The 17638-nt window shown below is 38.2% G+C and carries 16 protein-coding genes and 1 riboswitch; of the genes, 7 read left to right on the plus strand and 9 right to left on the minus strand.

Translation table 11 applies throughout. The features are described from left to right. The first annotated feature begins 51 nt into the window (after window positions 1–51). Window positions 52–167, plus strand: a riboswitch (TPP riboswitch). A gap of 112 nt (window positions 168–279) precedes the next feature. Next, window positions 280–2040, plus strand: a complete 1761-nt coding sequence (gene thiC / locus ACXY7N_RS20475) for a phosphomethylpyrimidine synthase ThiC (protein ID WP_016136043.1) — start codon at window positions 280–282, stop codon at window positions 2038–2040. A 251-nt stretch (window positions 2041–2291) separates the two neighbouring features. On the opposite strand, the gene ACXY7N_RS20480 is transcribed toward thiC, so the two are convergent. The 3 genes from ACXY7N_RS20480 to cydA form a co-directional block, all read right to left on the minus strand. Beyond that, a complete protein-coding gene (locus ACXY7N_RS20480) occupies window positions 2292–3650 on the minus strand; it encodes an arsenic transporter (protein ID WP_016136042.1) in 1359 nt (452 codons plus the stop codon). A 379-nt stretch (window positions 3651–4029) separates the two neighbouring features. Beyond that, window positions 4030–5055 (minus strand): cytochrome d ubiquinol oxidase subunit II, encoded by a 1026-nt coding sequence (locus ACXY7N_RS20485; RefSeq protein ID WP_016085546.1) that lies wholly within the window; start codon window positions 5053–5055, stop codon window positions 4030–4032. Beyond that, complete coding sequence (gene cydA, locus ACXY7N_RS20490; RefSeq protein ID WP_098591691.1) at window positions 5048–6403, minus strand: cytochrome ubiquinol oxidase subunit I; 1356 nt, start codon at window positions 6401–6403, stop codon at window positions 5048–5050. Before cydA ends, ACXY7N_RS20485 begins: the two co-directional genes overlap by 8 nt. Before the next feature lie 254 nt (window positions 6404–6657). On the opposite strand from cydA, the gene ACXY7N_RS20495 reads away from it, so the two are divergent. Together ACXY7N_RS20495 and ACXY7N_RS20500 are read left to right on the plus strand one after the other, a co-directional pair. Further along, the gene (locus tag ACXY7N_RS20495; protein WP_000283175.1) at window positions 6658–6807 is read left to right on the plus strand and encodes a hypothetical protein; all 150 of its coding nucleotides are present in this window, start codon (window positions 6658–6660) and stop codon (window positions 6805–6807) included. 90 nt (window positions 6808–6897) lie between these two features. Continuing rightward, window positions 6898–7980, plus strand: coding sequence for a transcriptional regulator (locus ACXY7N_RS20500; RefSeq protein WP_353810978.1), 1083 nt, complete (start codon window positions 6898–6900; stop codon window positions 7978–7980). Window positions 7981–8030: 50 nt separating this feature from the next. Here ACXY7N_RS20500 and ACXY7N_RS20505 read toward each other — a convergent pair whose 3' ends face one another. Then, entirely contained in the window at window positions 8031–8915 is an 885-nt protein-coding gene (locus ACXY7N_RS20505; RefSeq protein ID WP_016085549.1) for a LysR family transcriptional regulator, read from the minus strand. Window positions 8916–9050: 135 nt separating this feature from the next. On the opposite strand from ACXY7N_RS20505, the gene ACXY7N_RS20510 reads away from it, so the two are divergent. Then, window positions 9051–11051 carry a YhgE/Pip family protein gene (locus ACXY7N_RS20510; RefSeq protein ID WP_353810979.1) on the plus strand — a complete coding sequence of 667 codons (2001 nt, stop codon included), beginning with the start codon at window positions 9051–9053 and terminating at the stop codon, window positions 11049–11051. A 40-nt stretch (window positions 11052–11091) separates the two neighbouring features. Here ACXY7N_RS20510 and ACXY7N_RS20515 read toward each other — a convergent pair whose 3' ends face one another. The 3 genes from ACXY7N_RS20515 to ACXY7N_RS20525 form a co-directional block, all read right to left on the minus strand. Continuing rightward, on the minus strand, window positions 11092–11472 hold the full coding sequence (locus ACXY7N_RS20515) for a VOC family protein (RefSeq protein ID WP_016136039.1): 381 nt from the start codon (window positions 11470–11472) through the stop codon (window positions 11092–11094). Between the two features lie 42 nt (window positions 11473–11514). Further along, entirely contained in the window at window positions 11515–12672 is a 1158-nt protein-coding gene (locus ACXY7N_RS20520; RefSeq protein WP_016085552.1) for an acyltransferase, read from the minus strand. Between the two features lie 147 nt (window positions 12673–12819). Beyond that, the gene (locus ACXY7N_RS20525) at window positions 12820–14037 is read right to left on the minus strand and encodes a dicarboxylate/amino acid:cation symporter (protein ID WP_016085553.1); all 1218 of its coding nucleotides are present in this window, start codon (window positions 14035–14037) and stop codon (window positions 12820–12822) included. A 223-nt stretch (window positions 14038–14260) separates the two neighbouring features. Between ACXY7N_RS20525 and ACXY7N_RS20530 the strand changes: the two genes are divergently transcribed. From ACXY7N_RS20530 to ACXY7N_RS20540, 3 genes are read left to right on the plus strand one after another with little or no spacing between them, the layout of a single operon-like run. Next, the gene (locus ACXY7N_RS20530; protein WP_016079717.1) at window positions 14261–14563 is read left to right on the plus strand and encodes a PTS sugar transporter subunit IIB; all 303 of its coding nucleotides are present in this window, start codon (window positions 14261–14263) and stop codon (window positions 14561–14563) included. A 14-nt stretch (window positions 14564–14577) separates the two neighbouring features. Then, on the plus strand, window positions 14578–15879 hold the full coding sequence (gene celB, locus ACXY7N_RS20535; protein WP_016085554.1) for a PTS cellobiose transporter subunit IIC: 1302 nt from the start codon (window positions 14578–14580) through the stop codon (window positions 15877–15879). Window positions 15880–15888: 9 nt separating this feature from the next. Continuing rightward, entirely contained in the window at window positions 15889–16206 is a 318-nt protein-coding gene (locus tag ACXY7N_RS20540) for a PTS sugar transporter subunit IIA (protein WP_016085555.1), read from the plus strand. 110 nt (window positions 16207–16316) lie between these two features. Here ACXY7N_RS20540 and speD read toward each other — a convergent pair whose 3' ends face one another. Beyond that, the gene (gene speD, locus ACXY7N_RS20545) at window positions 16317–16688 is read right to left on the minus strand and encodes an adenosylmethionine decarboxylase (RefSeq protein WP_016085556.1); all 372 of its coding nucleotides are present in this window, start codon (window positions 16686–16688) and stop codon (window positions 16317–16319) included. 27 nt (window positions 16689–16715) lie between these two features. After that, on the minus strand, window positions 16716–17638 hold a 923-nt coding region (locus tag ACXY7N_RS20550), incomplete at its 5' end, for a polyamine aminopropyltransferase (RefSeq protein WP_488592588.1).

Genomic DNA, 17638 nt, shown 5'->3' on the forward strand with positions numbered 1-17638 from the left:
TGCATTTTTCAGATTATCGTGTATGATGGGAAAGTATTGAAAATTAAATCAGTGATAAACTAGGGGTGCCTAACGTATGCGTAGGCTGAGAGAGAAGCGCGTGAACTTCTTAACCCTTTGGACCTGATCTGGCTCGTACCAGCGTAGGGAAGTTAACGGCTTTACATAATGATGTCTTTATGAGCCAGGTCCTTATTTTTTTATGGACCTGGCTCTTTTTATTTTGGCATACGCTGGCCATATCTCGTCCTTGTCACGTACAGGGGGGCAACAAAAGTTATGAAACAGTCTGTTTCAGCTGAGCAAATTGAATTGAAATCGAGTTTACCAGGAAGTAAGAAAGTGTATGTGGATGGACCACGTGCAGGTATGAAAGTGCCGATGCGCGAGATTGAACAAAGTGAAACGAACGGCATGCCGAATCCGCCAATTCGTGTATATGATACGAGCGGTCCTTATACAGATCCTGCGTATAAAGTGGAGCTAGAAAAAGGAATTCCAACGCCGCGCCACTCTTGGATTCTAGAGCGCGGGGATGTAGAGGCATATGAAGGGCGCGAGGTGAAACCAGAGGATGACGGTGTGAAAGTGGCTTCGAAACATACACCTATTTTCCCGCAAATGGATCGCCAGCCGCTTAGAGCGAAGCAAGGTGCAAATGTTACGCAAATGCATTATGCGCGTAATGGCATCATTACGTCTGAGATGGAATATGTTGCGATTCGTGAAGGAGTAGAGCCTGAGTTTGTTCGCAAGGAAATTGCGGAAGGCCGTGCGATTTTGCCAGCGAATATTAACCATCCGGAAGCAGAACCGATGATTATCGGACGTAACTTCCACGTGAAGGTCAATGCAAATATCGGAAACTCTGCTGTATCGTCTTCTATTGCAGAAGAAGTGGAGAAGATGACTTGGGCAACTCGCTGGGGTGCAGATACGATTATGGATTTATCTACAGGTAAAAATATTCATACGACACGTGAGTGGATTATTCGTAACGCGCCTGTACCAGTTGGGACTGTACCGATCTATCAAGCGCTGGAAAAAGTAAACGGAATTGCAGAAGATTTAACGTGGGAAGTGTATCGTGATACGTTAATTGAGCAAGCGGAGCAAGGCGTTGATTACTTTACAATTCACGCTGGCGTATTACTTCGTTACATTCCGATTACTGCAAAGCGTACGACAGGTATCGTTTCACGCGGTGGTTCAATTATGGCACAGTGGTGTTTATTCCATCATAAAGAAAACTTCTTATACACTCATTTTGAAGAGATATGTGAAATTATGAAGCAGTATGACGTTTCGTTCTCTCTTGGAGATGGATTACGTCCAGGTTCGATTGCAGATGCAAATGACGAAGCGCAATTCTCTGAGCTTGAAACACTTGGTGAATTAACGAAAATTGCTTGGAAACATGATGTGCAAGTGATGATTGAAGGACCTGGGCATGTACCGATGCATTTAATTAAAGAGAATATGGAGAAAGAGCTTGATATTTGTCAGGGCGCGCCGTTCTATACACTGGGACCGTTAACGACAGATATTGCACCAGGTTATGACCACATTACATCAGCGATTGGAGCTGCGATGATTGGCTGGTTTGGAACGGCGATGCTTTGTTATGTAACGCCGAAAGAACATTTAGGTTTACCGAATAAAGATGATGTTCGTACGGGGGTTATTACGTATAAAATCGCTGCGCATGCAGCTGATCTTGCGAAAGGGCACAAAACGGCTCATCAGCGTGATGATGCACTTTCAAAAGCTCGCTTTGAATTCCGTTGGCGCGATCAATTTAATTTATCTTTAGATCCTGAACGTGCGATGGAATATCACGATGAAACATTACCAGCAGAAGGCGCGAAGACGGCTCATTTCTGTTCCATGTGTGGACCGAAGTTTTGTAGTATGAGAATTTCACATGACATTCGTGACTATGCGAAAGAAAATGATTTAGAAACGACAGAAGCAATTGAAAAAGGGATGAAAGAGAAAGCGAAAGAATTTAAAGACACTGGTAGTCATTTATACCAATAACACGTTACACCTCTTTACTTGATTGATCACACTGTAGTACCTAATTTAAATATAGAAGAAGCCCCTTTGCTAAGACGGTAGCAAAAGGGGCTTCTGTCGTTTATCCCGCATTAATGGGCAGTAAGACCCCCACCTCAAAATTCAGTGAAAGCACAGAAGTTAGGTGGGGGATCAACTGCCCATAAAAGCCCGATTGGTTCAACTAATAATCAGTGGGGATGAAGAAAACCCCCACTGATTAAAGTTTCACTTTATAAGGCGAAGAAGAGGTGTACCCAGTAGTATAAGAGGAATAATGTGACGACTGTTGTGAGAGGAATGACGATAAGAGATACGCTTAAATAGTCTTTCCATTTTACTTTAATCTTGTTTTGTTTCAGGATATACATCCAAATGAGAGAAGCTAGCGTACCGATTGGTAGTAATAGTGAACCGATGTCACTACCAATAATGTTTGCGAGGTAGATAGTTTTTAATGTGACTGGGTCTAGTCCCATTTCTGTTAATGTGATTGTACCAATCATAAGTGCAGGATGGTTATTGAAGACGTTAGAGAGGAGAGAAACGAGTCCGCCCATTGCAAAGCTAGCGTAGAGTAGATGTTGACTTACAACTGGTTCAAGCCAATTTACAAGCGCCGCTGTTAACCCTGCGTTGTGAAGTCCGTAAATAATGACGTACATAGAGAATGCGAAAATTAAAATGTGCCACGGTGTCTTTTTCAAAATGTCGACAGGATTCGTTCGTAAGTAGTACCATCTCCAGATGAGAAGAACGAGTGAACCGAGTACAGCAACAATTTCGATTGGGATGGATAAGAAGGATGCAACGAATAGAAGACAGCGCATAAGGAAGACGAAGCCTAATACTTTTAACATAAATTTTGTACGTTTTTGTTTCGTATCAACAGAATTTTTCCCTTTTAACGGATGAAAGTTTTTTGTGAAAAAAATTTCTTCGATATCATATGAAGAAACAGGTAATTTTTTCGGAAGTTTTTTCTTTAAAACTGTATACATGAGCCATGACATAAACAATAATCCTAATGTTGCAGGTACAAACATCATAGCAGTATGCATATAAAGAGTCATATGGACGATGTTTAATGCAATTAAGTTTACGATATTACTTACACCGATTGGTGCACTAGATGCAGTAGCGATTAAAGCACCACTTAATAAATAAGGAATTTGTTGGTGAGGTTTTAATTGAAGATTTTTTAGAAGAAGAATTAAAATCGGAGTTGTAATTAAAATACTACCGTCGTTATTGAATAAAAGAGTCATAAGAAAACATAGTAATTGAATATACCAGTATAGGCGGTGGCCGGAACCTTTCGCTAAATTTGCGAGTTTTGCTGCAGCCCAATGGAAGAAGCCGAAGCTTTCTAATATAACCGCCATAACGATGGTCGCTAATATTGTTATCGAGGCACCGCCAATTTTACTGATAATGTCCATGACGTCTGGTTTTGATACAAGTCCAGTAATCAGGATAATGCCAGCGCCAATTGCTGCTGGCCACGCCTCATTTAAGCCACGGGGTCGCCAAAAGATAACAATCATCGTTAAGAAGAATACAATAATAGTAATCCATATTTCAATGCTCATATTTTGCCTACCTTTCTATTTCCCTTGAACAAATGTAGCTTGTCTCAAGTTTATATTGATAGTATATTCAGCAAAAAATAAGAAGAACTAGACGTATAATGGAATGAAGCGAATATGTGTTTTTCAAGCTAAAGGACAAGTGTCCCTAATAGTGAAATAACTATCGTGAGATGAGTCTATAAATTGTGGGGGCAGTAAGATAGTAAATGAAATTTATCCCGCTATTTGCCGGGCGGTAAGACCCCCACTGATTAAAGTTTCACTTTATATCAGCAATTATTGAAATATATCAGCGATTTTTAAAATATATCGATTTACCGCCGAAACATGACAAAAGGAGTCCATCCCAAAATACCTTTTGGAACAGACTCCCACTATATTATTTTTCCTTCAAAAAAGTTCGATCCTTCAAGAATAAATTCCAGAAGAAAATAAATCCTGGTAATAAAATTGCAATTCCAATTGCGTATAGAATAAGCAATGCATAGAATGTTTCTGTCGTTGTAAAGCTTGTAAATACAGTTACATCAGGATAAATAATATATGGTAAATGCGCGACACCATAAGCGTAACTTGCAAATGCATATTGAGCGACGACTGCTAAAACGGCAATGCGAGGGTATCCTAATGAGCCATACTTCTTGTTTGTCCACCAAAGAGAAGAGTACCCGATAACGAATAAAACGATAGAAACTGTAAACCATGGGAATTGCTTTATTAGTCCTTGCATAAGCCAGTGTGTTTCTGGATCCATTACAACGAGGGCGATAATCGCCGTAACGAGTGTTGCAGGACCAAGGATGATAGCGTTTCTTCTATAAATTCTATACGAATCTTCTGAACCTTGCTCTCTCGCAAAATCAGCAAGAAAGAGAGAGGAAAGAAATAGTTCCGAAGTTAGTCCGAAGAGCATATAACAGTAGATAACCGGGCTAGAAAGAAGTTTTCCGTACAGGAGTACTTCTTTTCCTTCAGTCATTGTAATATAAGCCCCTTCTGTAACGGGTAAAACGGTAATTAATAAGGCTGGAATTAAGAGCCCCGTAATACCTGAAATAACCCGAAGGAGGTACTGATACTTTGGCAGAGAGTAAGCAAATACCATGAATGTACTGCGAATTGCGATGAGTATTAAAATTAACATAACTGGTACGAACATCACTGTCGCAAGGGTGAAAGCAGCTTTCGGAAAGAAACCGAGAAAAGCGACAACGACAAAGACGAGAAATGTATTTGTTACTTCCCAGGTTGGTGATAAGTATCGATTGGCAAGCTTAGCAGCGAGCGTTGGATGCTTTGCGTATACCATGCCCCAAAAACCTGCTCCAAAATCGATGGACCCTAATATACTGTATACGAAAATAAGAGCCCATAAGATGATGATTGCAATACTTTCCTCATGCACGAGAATCGCCTCCTTCTTGATGTAAATCATTCTTTAACGGATGTCTCTTAAAGAATGTCCGTAGTACAAAAACTGTTAAAATGCCGAGTCCAATATATAAAATGATGAATAGAATAAATAAAGGACCGACAAAATCAGCGCGTGTAGAGGCATCGACTGTACGTTGCATACCATAAATGGTCCACGGTTGACGACCACTACAGCTGAAAATCCACCCGAATTCAATACCGAGCATCATAACTGGTCCACATGCGGCAGCTCCCCAAAGAAGCCATTTCGGTAATTCTGCTCCTTTTTTTCGATAAACAAAGTACCAATATAAGAGGGCGATTGCTGCAACTGCAAAAGTAAAGGCAGCAGTGCCGACCATTAAGTTGAATAGTGTATGTGTGTAAAATGGTGGCCATGTTTCTTGTGGGAATTCCTTTAGCCCCTTGACGACAGTGCTAGGGTCTAGTCCCACTAGTAGGCTAAGCATGTTTGGAATTTCTAGTGCATAGTTTAGTTCAAGTGTGTTAGGATCTACAACCCCGCCAATTGATAACGGTGCATGTGACGTCGTTTCGAATAAAGCTTCAGCAGATGCAAGCTTTTCAGGGGAATGTTTATGTAAGGCGATCGCTGATTCGTGTCCCGAAAGCCACATCGTAGCACCTGTAATAAATGTCACGACCAGTCCTAACAGTAGTCCCTTTTTATGATACGCCACTTCACGTTCACTTAAATTCTTCTTTAATAATTTAAATCCAGCGATAGAGGCAATGACAGCTGCTCCAGTTGCATAGGCTGTAATCACAACATGGAATGCGCTTGTGCCAAAACTCGGATTAAAGAAAGCTTTCCACGGATCAACGTTAAAAACTGATCCATCTGGACCCATTGAAAAGCCTGCGGGTGTATTCATCCATGTATTTGCGGATGTAATAAGCACGGCGGATGCCGTGGCACCAATCATGACGAAGAATAACGAAATTAATCTCATGAATGGAGGTAGTTTGTCAGCTGCATATACATAAATGGACATGAACAAAGCCTCTAAAAAGAAGGCGAAAATCTCAATTTGAAAGGGAACAGAAATAACCTGCCCAACAATTTTGGCAAAACCAGGCCAAAGAAGTGAAATTTGCACACCAACAATTGTTCCAGTTGGAATTGCTACACCGAGAAGGATGGCAAACGCCTTTGTCCATCTTTTCGCCATAATGGCGTAGTCGGAATCTTTCTTCCAGTGATAGAGTATTTCACTTATAAAAATCATTAATGAAAGCCCGACACCAAGTGTTGCAAAGATAATGTGGAATGCTAATGAAGAACCAAAAAATGCTCTTGCTAGTGTTACCGTATCCATATGTAAACTCCTCTTCTTTTTTGCCATTATTTTCTGATTGAATTGGAAGATTTATTCAAAAAAACTACCAAAAATATATATGTATTTAAAAAGTGGATATGGTAATATAATGTTTGAATATTCTAAATAGAAAGAAGTTAATATTTGATAATATTTTGTTTGTTTTTTAGTAAGGAATATTTTATAATCTTTTATGCGAACATAAGTTCTGTTTTCGAGTTGAAGAAGTTTATGTGAAATGGAGAGGATGTTTTATGTATCCTGAAGTCATTAAAAAGATGGCATTTTCAAAAGAGCATAGAGATTTATTATTGAAGCTGTATAATAAAGAGATTACGCGTCGTGAATATGATCGCCTTGTGGAATCGCTATATAGACCTTCTAAAGAGGCTTACGAGGGATAAAGTGAGGGAGACAATCTAATAGATTGTCTTTTTTTAATTGACGTATGTTCTGTTAAAATTAAGGTTAGCCTGAATAAGGAGGTGAAAAGATTGCGGAAACGTTTATATATAGGGATTGGGGTTATTCTCTTAATCGCTTTAGGTGGAATTGTATTTTGGTCAGCTTTGCAAGGAAACCGTACAGAACATTTTATTTTAAGACATATGGTGAATGAAAATGGGACGCTTGCTACCTATCGTTTAGGGGATACAAAAGCTGGCACGGGTGAAGCGAAAGGCCGTGAAGCTTTATCAGAATCGGCAGGACTGTGGCTACAATATACATTGGATAAAGACGATCAAGCGTTATTCGATGAACAAGTTAAGGTTATTCAAAATAACTTTGTACATAAGGATCAAATTGTTTTATGGAAAATCTCTGAAAAGGGAGAAATGCAGTCAGCTACAAATGCACTTATAGATGACCTTCGTATTATAGAACAATTATATCGTGCTTATGAAATGTATAAGGAAGAGCGCTATAAAAATCTTGCAGATCAATTGAGTGATGCTGTACTTCGTTACAATAGGAAAGGTAATTATTACGTTGATTATTATGATGCAGATGCAGGCAAACAAAATAATTTTGTAACTACATCATACATAAATCCACACGCATTTTCGTATATGAAAAAGTATGGAAAAGTTTCTGATCAGCAATATCAGGACGTCGTTCAATTTTTAGCGGATTACCCAAGGCATGGCTGGGCGTTCCCAAAAGAGTATAAAGAAGATGGTACATTTACGTACGATAAAGAAGTGAATCTTATTGATCAATCATATGTTGCATATCATCGTAGTTTAGGTGGTCTTTCATCCGATGCTTATATGGAATTTATAAAGAAGAAATTTCAGGAGGATGGAAAGTTATATGGTCGTTACAATTTAGAAACGGGAAAACAAACTGTGAAGTATGAATCGCCAGCCGCTTACGGATTAACGATTTTGTACGTACTACAAACAGGCGATACGAAGTTTGCGAAGGAATTGTATGATCATATGTCGACATTCCGAAATGATAACGTATTTAGTAGATATTACGGTGGATACGTAACAGGCGAAAATAATAATACGCATATTTTCGATAACGTACTACCACTGTTAGCTGAAATGGAATTAGAGAAGAGTGAATAATAGAAGGTGCCACCATATGAGGATGGCACCTTTTATTTGTTGATATAATTTTACGTCCTAATATTGGAGAAGTAATGAATCACAAATTTACGAAATTGCTGAGCAGTTTTCGATAAGTAGCGTTTCTTCGACCAACTTAAGCCGATAGTTCGCTCGCAATTTGGTTCAATAATACGTAACTTATTTAGTGCTAAAGTAGAGTTTTTTAATAAAGTTAAACTTGGGACAAAAGCGATGCCGAGGCCTTGCTTAATAAGGTCGCTAATCACGGTTGGTTCATCTACTTCAAAAGCGATATGTGGAGTGAAGCCAGCTTCTTTACAAAATTCATCTGTTAAGTGCCGAAATCCATAACCAGTGTTCATACTAATAAACGGTTCGTCTTTTACTTCATGTAGATAGATACTTTCACGTCCTGATAAACGATGACCTGAAGGGACGACTAAGAAAATTTCTTCTGTAATAAGTGGTTCCCAAATAATCTCCTCGCCTTCGATTGGCACAGAAGAAATACAAAAGTCGATTTCTATATTATCTAGTTGTCGTTTCATAGAAGGAGTAGATGCGAGAAACTGTTGGAATCGAACGTTAGGATGTTCTAGTAAAAAAGAACCGAGTAGTTCTGGTAATATTCTCGGGATAGAAACTGCCAGTGTAATAGAGCTTTGTTGTAATTCAGCTAAATCTTTAATTTCTCGTTCGCCTTCACTTAATTCATGAAAAATGCGCTCTACTCGTTTTAAAAATACTTTCCCAAAAGAGTTTAATGTGATCTGTCGACCTTGACGATCAAATAATGGGACGCCTAAGTCCTTTTCTAATCTAGCAATTGTTTTGCTGAGCGAAGGTTGCGCGATATGCAATTCTTCCGCGGCTTTTGTCATATGTTCTAATCGTGCGACTGTCTGAAAGTATTTTAATTGAAGAAGTTCCATTTTGACTCTCCTTTCTATAGACCAAAAGGAATGAATTGATAATTAAAGATGTATTATACAGTATGAAAATGGACGTGTATAGTAAATCTGTTAAACCATTCTAATGGTGTTAAATTAGGAGAAGGAGTATGTTTCATGAATGGAATTCAACTTATATTTAAAGATTGGAAAGCGATGTGGCACCATAAACATGGGCGTATCGCTTTAATTTTTTTGTTAATCGTTCCTTTAATTTATTCAGGATTCTTTTTAGCTGGATATTGGGATCCATATGGACGGTTAGATAAATTACCGGTTGCGGTTGTGAATTTAGATAAGGGTGCTGCAATGGATGAGAAAACAATTCATGCAGGAGACGATTTTGTAAAAAATTTAAAAGAGAATAAGGAACTGGCTTTTCATTTCGTATCAGAAAAAAATGCTGATGAAGGGCTAAAAGAAGATAAGTACTATATGGTTGTTACGATTCCAGAGGATTTCTCTAAAAAGGTAAGTACGCTTATGGATGAGAAACCAGAGCCGGCACAATTGCAGTACAAAGTAAATCCAGGTAAAAACTTTGTAGCAGCTCAAATTGGAACGACAGCTGTGGAAAATATGAAAACAAAAATCTCAAATAGTATTACGAAATCTTATACAGAAGGTGTCTTTTCAAAGTTTCAAGACTTAGCACAAGGATTGGGTGATGCAAGTGATGGCGCTAAGAAGTTACATGAAGGAACGACAGATGCAAGAAATGGGACAAATCAGCTTGCAGATGGTATTCATCGTTTAAGTGACGGGACATCGAAATTGAAAGAGGGAAGTGACAAGCTTGCATCCAGCCAATCTGCCTTAACGGGGGGAGCAAATGAGCTGAGTCAAGGGGCGACATCACTTCATAGTGGTATGGAGTTATTAGCACAAGGTGAAAAAACTTTACAATCAGGAGTTAGTGAATTAAGTGCTGGTACAAATGAATGGGTGAACGGAAGTGAGAAACTTGCTGAAGGGCAAGTGAAAGCGGACAATGCAGCAAATAGTGTAAAACAACAATTAGAAGAGTACGTGAAAAGTCATCCAGAAGTGCAGCAAGATCCTGCTTTTCAAAAAATCGTTGCTACTTCTAATGGATTAGCTAAAGCAACAAACGCTTTAAATGGTGGCCAACAACAATTGACGCAAGGTGCGAAGAAGCTTGCGGATGGTCAGCATAAGATTGAAGAAGGTATGAATACATTCGGAGTTAAGTTAAATGAAGCTACTGCTGGAACGAAAAAGATAGCAGATGGTGCTTCGAATTTAGCAGATGGATTTACGAAGTGGGGAAATGGATTTACATCCCTGCAAGAAGGTGTAAATCATCTTGCAAGTGGCGGAACAGAGCTGAATCACGGGGCTGATCAGTTAACGAACGGACTTGTTAAACTTGACGATGGTGCGAAAGAACTTTCTACGAAATTAGGAGAGGGCGCAGAGAAGATAGCGGATGTTCGCAATGATGATGCACGCAATACGATGTTCTCAGAACCGGTTCAATTAGTAAAGTCAACAGTTTCTGACGTGCCTAACTACGGTTCAGGTATTGCACCATACTTCCTATCACTTGCATTTTATGTTGGCGGAATTATGGCTTCGAATATTTTACCGCTTGGTCGTAGACAGAATATGAAGGTAAGCGGAACGGTACATTTTATTAATAAACTAGGATTAGTATATGTAATTGGACTTATTCAAGCATTACTTGTGGATGTGGTTGTGCTAGGAGTTATGAAATTAGAAGTTGCAAGTGTGTCACTCTTTGTTTTATCAAGTATTGTTATTTCCTTTACGTTCATGACATTTATCCTTATGTTAGTAACGGTATTTGGTCTTGTTGGGAAGTTCGCAGCGGTAACGCTTCTCGTATTGCAATTAGCTACGAGCGGGGGGACTTTCCCAGGAGAGTTAAACATAGCTGTTCTTAGCAAAATTGGACAGTTTCTCCCAATGTCTCATTCTCTTAGAGGATTACAAGATGTGATCTCTTTAGGAGATTGGTCGCAATTACAAACGCAAATTTTAATATTGTTATGCTACCTCGTTGTTGCCGGCGGAATTGCTTGGATCACGAGTCATATACAACATAGGGAAACGAATGCGGAACAAGTTTCTTAAAATGAAAAAAAGCTATCCGATTTTTCCGGATAGCTTTTTCTTATTTCTTTTCCATTACCGCAAAGTAATTGTTTTCATTATCAGCAAAGTTGAATGCTCTACCTGTAGGTAAATCTACAACTTGTCCAACGGTAACGTTTTTCTCAGAAAGATCTTTATACATTTGATCTAAGTTATTAGAGAAGAACATAAGTGAAGGTGTATTTAAATTTAATTCAGGTTGCATCTTCGCAATTAACGCTTTATCGTGAAGGACGATGCTTGTGCCTGATTCTTTCGTTGGTGCAATTTCAATCCAGCGAAACCCTTGTCCGTTATTTTCTTCCGCAATAATTTGGAATCCTACTGTCTCAGTCCAAAATTGTACCGCTTCATCTTGATTATTTACATATAACATAATTTGTCCAATTTGATTAATCATAGGTGTGTCCTACTTTCTTTTCTTGTATGGAATTCTATTATATCAAAGATATGGTTTGAATACCTTTTCGTGATTTTTCCGAAGTACAACCTTCGCCCATTTCACATTTGTTGTAGGAGAAGGCCCTGTAATCCACGTATGAAGTGGTAGTGTACTGCAAATAACCATTGCTGAAATCGAGATTGTGGCCGTTATTGTAAATAATAATAAGCTATATAATATTGTGTTTTCTTGCAGTGTAAATAAAGAAAGAAATTTTGTACATAGTTGTAAGAAGAAAAAGTGAGCTAAATAAGCACCATATGTGTAATTCCCGATAAATCGTAAAGCTTTATACAAGAAACCGCGTCGCTGTACGATTGTAATAGACAGAACGTAAAGTATGATAATTTCGCATACAATATATAAAAACATAGACGGTTTTAAATAAGTCGAAACGGTTAAATGAATAGAGTTTGCTCCGTAAAAACTAAATAACTCATAGTTGATGAATAAAAATAAGATGAAAAATAATATTGTGATAAGCGGGATATGTTTCATGACAAATGTACGCCACGTTTTTAGTGCGACAGCAGCGATTCCTCCCATGACGAAATAGAACGAGTAGAAGAAGAAGGAACGATCTGTATAATGTAAAATGGTTGAGCTAGTCAATTTCTCTCCATTAAAAATGTAGTGCGAAGAATACCACATTAAGAGGAAATATAGACAAGCAAAGATGGTCATATATTTATATATGTCTTTTTTATTTTCTGTCCGTTTTTGAAACCAATAAAACAGTGTGCACAGCAAAGGGAACAATAAATGAATTTGGAACATCATAATCACGTACCAAAGATGAGGCGCGGCTGTTCCGAGTAATAAACTTTTTATTCCGCTTTGTAGTGTAATCATATCGTTTGTTGTTAATAAGTAAAGAATAGACCAGAAGAAATAAGGAATGAGTAAATGTGCGGCTTTTTCATAAATATATTCTGTGTAGGCTAGTTGTTTTGTATATTGCCGAATTAAGTGAAAGCCGACGATAAATATGAATGCAGGTGCTGAAAATTTTGCAAGGTTAAATAGCATGCCCATAATGAGGGATTGCTCAAGTAAGACATTTCCTTGATTTATTGTATATAATAAGGAACTTTGCAAAACGACAGCAAGGAATGCAATGCTTTGCAAAACTTTAAATTCTGGTGCGCTTTGTGTCATCGTGTCCATCTCCTTTTCCATACATGATTATAGTACGGAGAATGGATAATGGATGTGGAATATTTGTGAAGATTATAACAAATTTGTGGCGGAATGGATTAACAACAAGAAAGAGGATGCTCGTTAGAAGCATCCTCTTTCTATTTATTAAGCAAATTTGTTTTTAATCCAGTTCTTACCTTCTACAAGGCGAGCTGTCATTACGGCACAAGCGTTATCTGCTGTTACGTTTAACATCGTTGCAGGAGGGTCAATGATTGTACTAATTGCTGCGATAATTGGCAATGCTTCTGGCGGGAAGCCGTATAGAGAAACGATTAACATTTCACCAATCATACCGCCGCCTGGAATAGCGCCCATTACTGTTCCGACTAATAGAGAAACAACAAGTGCGATTGCTAATGTCTTCGGTCCTTCAAATTCCATGTTGAAAATACCGAATAAGAAAGCAATTTTTAATACGCCGCCTAGAACAGAGCCGTCTTTATGAAGTGTAGATCCAAGAAGGACAACTGTTTCACGAACGTCAGAAGAAATACCCATTTTCTTCGTTGCTTCTAAGTTCGCTGGAATACTTGCGGCACTACTACAAGTTGCAAGAGATGTAACTGTAGGAGAGACCATGTTCTTCCAAAATAATTGTACACCTTGCTTGCGACCTGCAAGGTATGCATAGAACGTAAAGAATACAAAGAAGTAAATTAGAGACGCTGGATAGTATACCATCGCTGCTCGGAAGTAAGTTCCAAGAAGTTGTGGTCCGAATTCACCAACTAATGCTGCGAAGTAAGCAGCAAGTCCGATTGGAGCGTAGTACATAATGAAAGATACAACTTTCATTGAAATTTCTGCACCAGCTTGTAAGAATGTAGCGAATGGTTTTCCTTTTTCACCAACTGCTGAAGTTGCAACTCCCATTAAGATAGAGAAGAAAATAAGAGCTAACATATTTTCACGAGATAGTAACTTCGAGAAGTCAGATACTGTTAGAATACCGACGATTTGATCTGCAACACTAACTGCTTTTTCAGCTTTGTCAGGTTGTGTTAGTTCTAATACAACACCTTGTGCTGGCGGGAATACTTTCACGACAATAATCATAAAAATAGCAGCTAAAATACTCGTAAATAAGAAAGTTCCAGCCATACTAGACATAATTTTACCGAAACGTTTTAATCCATCCATATTAGCAATAGATGACGCGATGCTAAAGAACACTAACGGTACAACAATCGTAAACATTAAGTTTAAGAAAATGTCACCAAGCGGCTTTAAAGCAACTGCATCGGCACCCATGAAATAACCAATGAAACCACCAATTAGGATAGAAGATAATAAAATAAGCGGAAAGCGATATGCCTTCATAAATATATCCTCCTATCAATTAAAAAAATCATACTGAATTATTATAGCGAGTTAGAGTCCTCTTTACTAGGAAAATACCGATTGATGGAATAGCGTGAAAACCGAGAAATTTTTGTTTTTAAGCTCGGCATACAGCAGGAAATCTAGACATATATATTTGTAACCTAGTGGTGGCAAGCGATGCACCGTAACTTAGGTTTGGAAAAAGGGGGAGGGAAAAGGGATGAATATTTTGCTTTGCTGTGCAGCGGGAATGTCTTCCAGTTTGATTGTAACAAAAATGGAGAAAGCAGCAGAGGCAAGAGGGATAGAGGTAAAGATTTGGGCAGTATCCGGTTCTGAAGTGAATAGTCATATTGATAAAGCTGATGTACTTTTACTTGGACCGCAAGTACGTTATTTATTACCGAAAATGAAAGAATTATGTAAGGAGAAAGGGATACCTGTTGATGTCATTCAATCGGTCCATTACGGGCTTTGTAATGGAGAAGCTATCTTGCAAGCAGCTTTGTCAATGAAACCATGAGGAGAGTGGGATAGATGATACGGTTTTTAGAGAAATATGTAATGCCAGTAGCAGGGAAGGTTGCAGAGCAGAGGCATTTACAAGCAATTCGTGATGGAATTATTTTGACGATGCCTTTCTTAATTATTGGATCATTTTTCCTTATCATTAGTGCTTTACCAATACCAGGGTACAATGATTTTATGGCAGGTTTGTTTGGGGAGAATTGGCAGAGGGCTTTGGGGTATCCAGTTAGTGCAACTTTTAATATAATGGCTTTAATAGCTGTTTTTGGAATCGCTTACAGACTTGGGGAATATTATAAAGTGGACGCTTTAGCATCCGGGGCATTGTCGCTTGTGACGTTTTTACTTGCGACGCCATTTCAAGTCGCATATATTATACCAAGTACAAAAGAGAGTGTACTTGTAGAAGGTGCTATCCCAGCAGCATTAATGGGAAGCCAAGGGTTGTTTGTAGCAATGATTATTGCACTTATATCTACTGAACTTTATCGGTTTATTGTACAAAAAAAGATAATTATAAAGATGCCAGAGACAGTTCCACCAGCTGTGACGCGTTCATTTGCGGCACTTGTTCCGGGATTCATTGTGGTAACGGTTATTTGGATTTTACGCTTAATTATAGAAAATACTTCTTTTGGCAGTATCCATAATATTGTAGGGCAAATTTTACAAGAACCACTTAGTGTACTTGGTGCTAGTCTTTGGGGCGCAATAATAGCAGTTATTCTCGTTCATGTTCTTTGGTCGTGTGGAATTCATGGTGCTACTATTGTTGGTGGTGTAATGAGCCCTGTTTGGTTGTCGTTAATGGATCAAAATCGAGTTGCTTTTCAAGCAGGGCAAGATGTACCAAATACGATTACCGCACAGTTTTTTGATTTATGGATTTATATGGGCGGTTCCGGTGCAACACTTGCTTTAGTTGTAGGAATGTTACTATTTGCGCGAAGTCAGCAATTAAAAAGTTTAGGGAGATTGTCAATTGCGCCTGGCATATTTAATATTAATGAGATGGTAACTTTTGGTATGCCGATTGTAATGAACCCAATTTTATTAATTCCATTTATATTGGTTCCAGTTGTGTTAACAATTGTTTCCTACTTTGCAATGGAATGGGGATTAGTTGCTCGCCCGAGTGGAGCTGCTGTGCCTTGGACGACACCAATTCTATTTAGTGGATATTTAGGATCGGGCGGGAAAATTTCAGGTGTTGTTTTACAACTTGTTAACTTTGCGCTTGCATTCTTCATTTATTTACCGTTCTTAAAAATATGGGATAAACAAAAAGTGGCGGAAGAAAAGGGGGAGTAAAGAACTAAAATGGATACGATAGAAACGAAGGCTTTTCATTTAATTTTGCATGGGGGAAATGCGAGAAGTTGTTCAATGGAAGCAATTGATTGCGCAAAGCGTGGAGAATTTACAGAAGCAGAAGCGAAATTACAAGAAGCGTTAGAGGAATTAAAAGAGGCGCACCGTGTACAAACGGATCTCATACAGAAAGAAGCTGGTGGTGAAAAGACCGAAGTTACCCTTCTGATGGTGCACGCGCAAGATCATTTAATGAATGCGATTACGGTGAAGGAATTAGCGAGTGAATTTGTAGAATTATATAGGAAGATGTCAGTGGCTGAATGAACCTTGCGTATGCAAGGTTTTTTTATGTATATGTCTGTACCATCAGTGGAATGTTCGTTCCACTGATGGTATTTACAATCCTCCTTTTTACAAATGAGTAAGATTAATATTTAATCGACAGTAACAATTTCTCCTGTACCACGAATTAGTTTTTTTATATGCATCTCATTTGGTTTTAATAAACTTACGATATAATCAATTGCTATTTGCGGTTCAACGGTCGTACCGCAAGTATAACAGTCGATGGCTGCAAAGTTTTTTTCTGGATAAGTGTGAATAGAAAGGTGGCTTTCTGATAGTAAAACTAAAACAGTAACACCATGCGGATCGAATTCTTTTGTACTTACGTTTAAAACATGGGCACCAGAGCGATCGGCAGCGTTAACTAAATGATATTCTAAAAAGTGAATATCATCTAATAGGGAAAAATCCACTCCCCATAAATCTACTATTATATGCTTACCGAAAGTAGAATATTCCATAAAGTGGCACTCCTTACTATAGTATCGTCAAAACTCCATTTCCGTTTTGTAACATTGATGTAGGATAAGATTGGATTCTGAGTTTAGAAGAGCGAGATTACGTTGTTCTAAATGTTCTTCTTTAAATTGAAATAAAGGAGCAAGAAGAGAAGGCAATGTTCGAGGAGTTGGTACTACGTATAATTGTTCAATTTGATTGAGTACATGTGAGGAGTTAGCAGCAATATGAAATCCCCAGTCAGTTCCGAAAGAAGGAACAATGATATGATAGCTTTTTGCAGTTAATCCGGCATTTTCAATTGTATTACCGATACTCCAATATACAAGAGGTGCATCAGCAGGTGAATTAGATTGGCAGACGAAAGCACCATCTTCTGTTAAGAACGTAGCTATACGAGCAAAAAGTTCGCTTGTATATAAAGTACTTAAAACTTCTGTTGCTGGATCAGGAAAATCAATAATAATTACATCGTATAAGGATGAAGGAGAATTTAGAAATTCTTTCGCATCGCATACGTGCACATTCACACGATTATCAAAAAAAGCATTTTTGTTTAAGGATACTATTTCTGGAACATTACGTGCCATATTAATCATTGCCTCGTCTAAATCAACAAGGTCTACATGTAGCACAGTTTCATATTTCAAAACTTCCCGTAAAGCAAGCCCATCGCCGCCACCTAATATGAGGACACGTTTTGGATCAATGACTTTAGACATGATTGGATGTACAAGCGCTTCATGATAAATTTGCTCATCAATGGAACTAAATTGTAGTTGGTTGTCCAAATATAAACGAACATCGCTTACTTGTAGCAAATTAATATTTTGATAATTACTTTTTTCTTCAAATAAATTTGTATGCTCACCAGCTTGTATTTCTTTTAGGGAAATTTCATCCCATATATCTAAGTTATGTGAATTTGTTTCTATTGTAGGCTCAAATGGTG

The organism is Bacillus sp. 5w2, assembly GCF_054353775.1.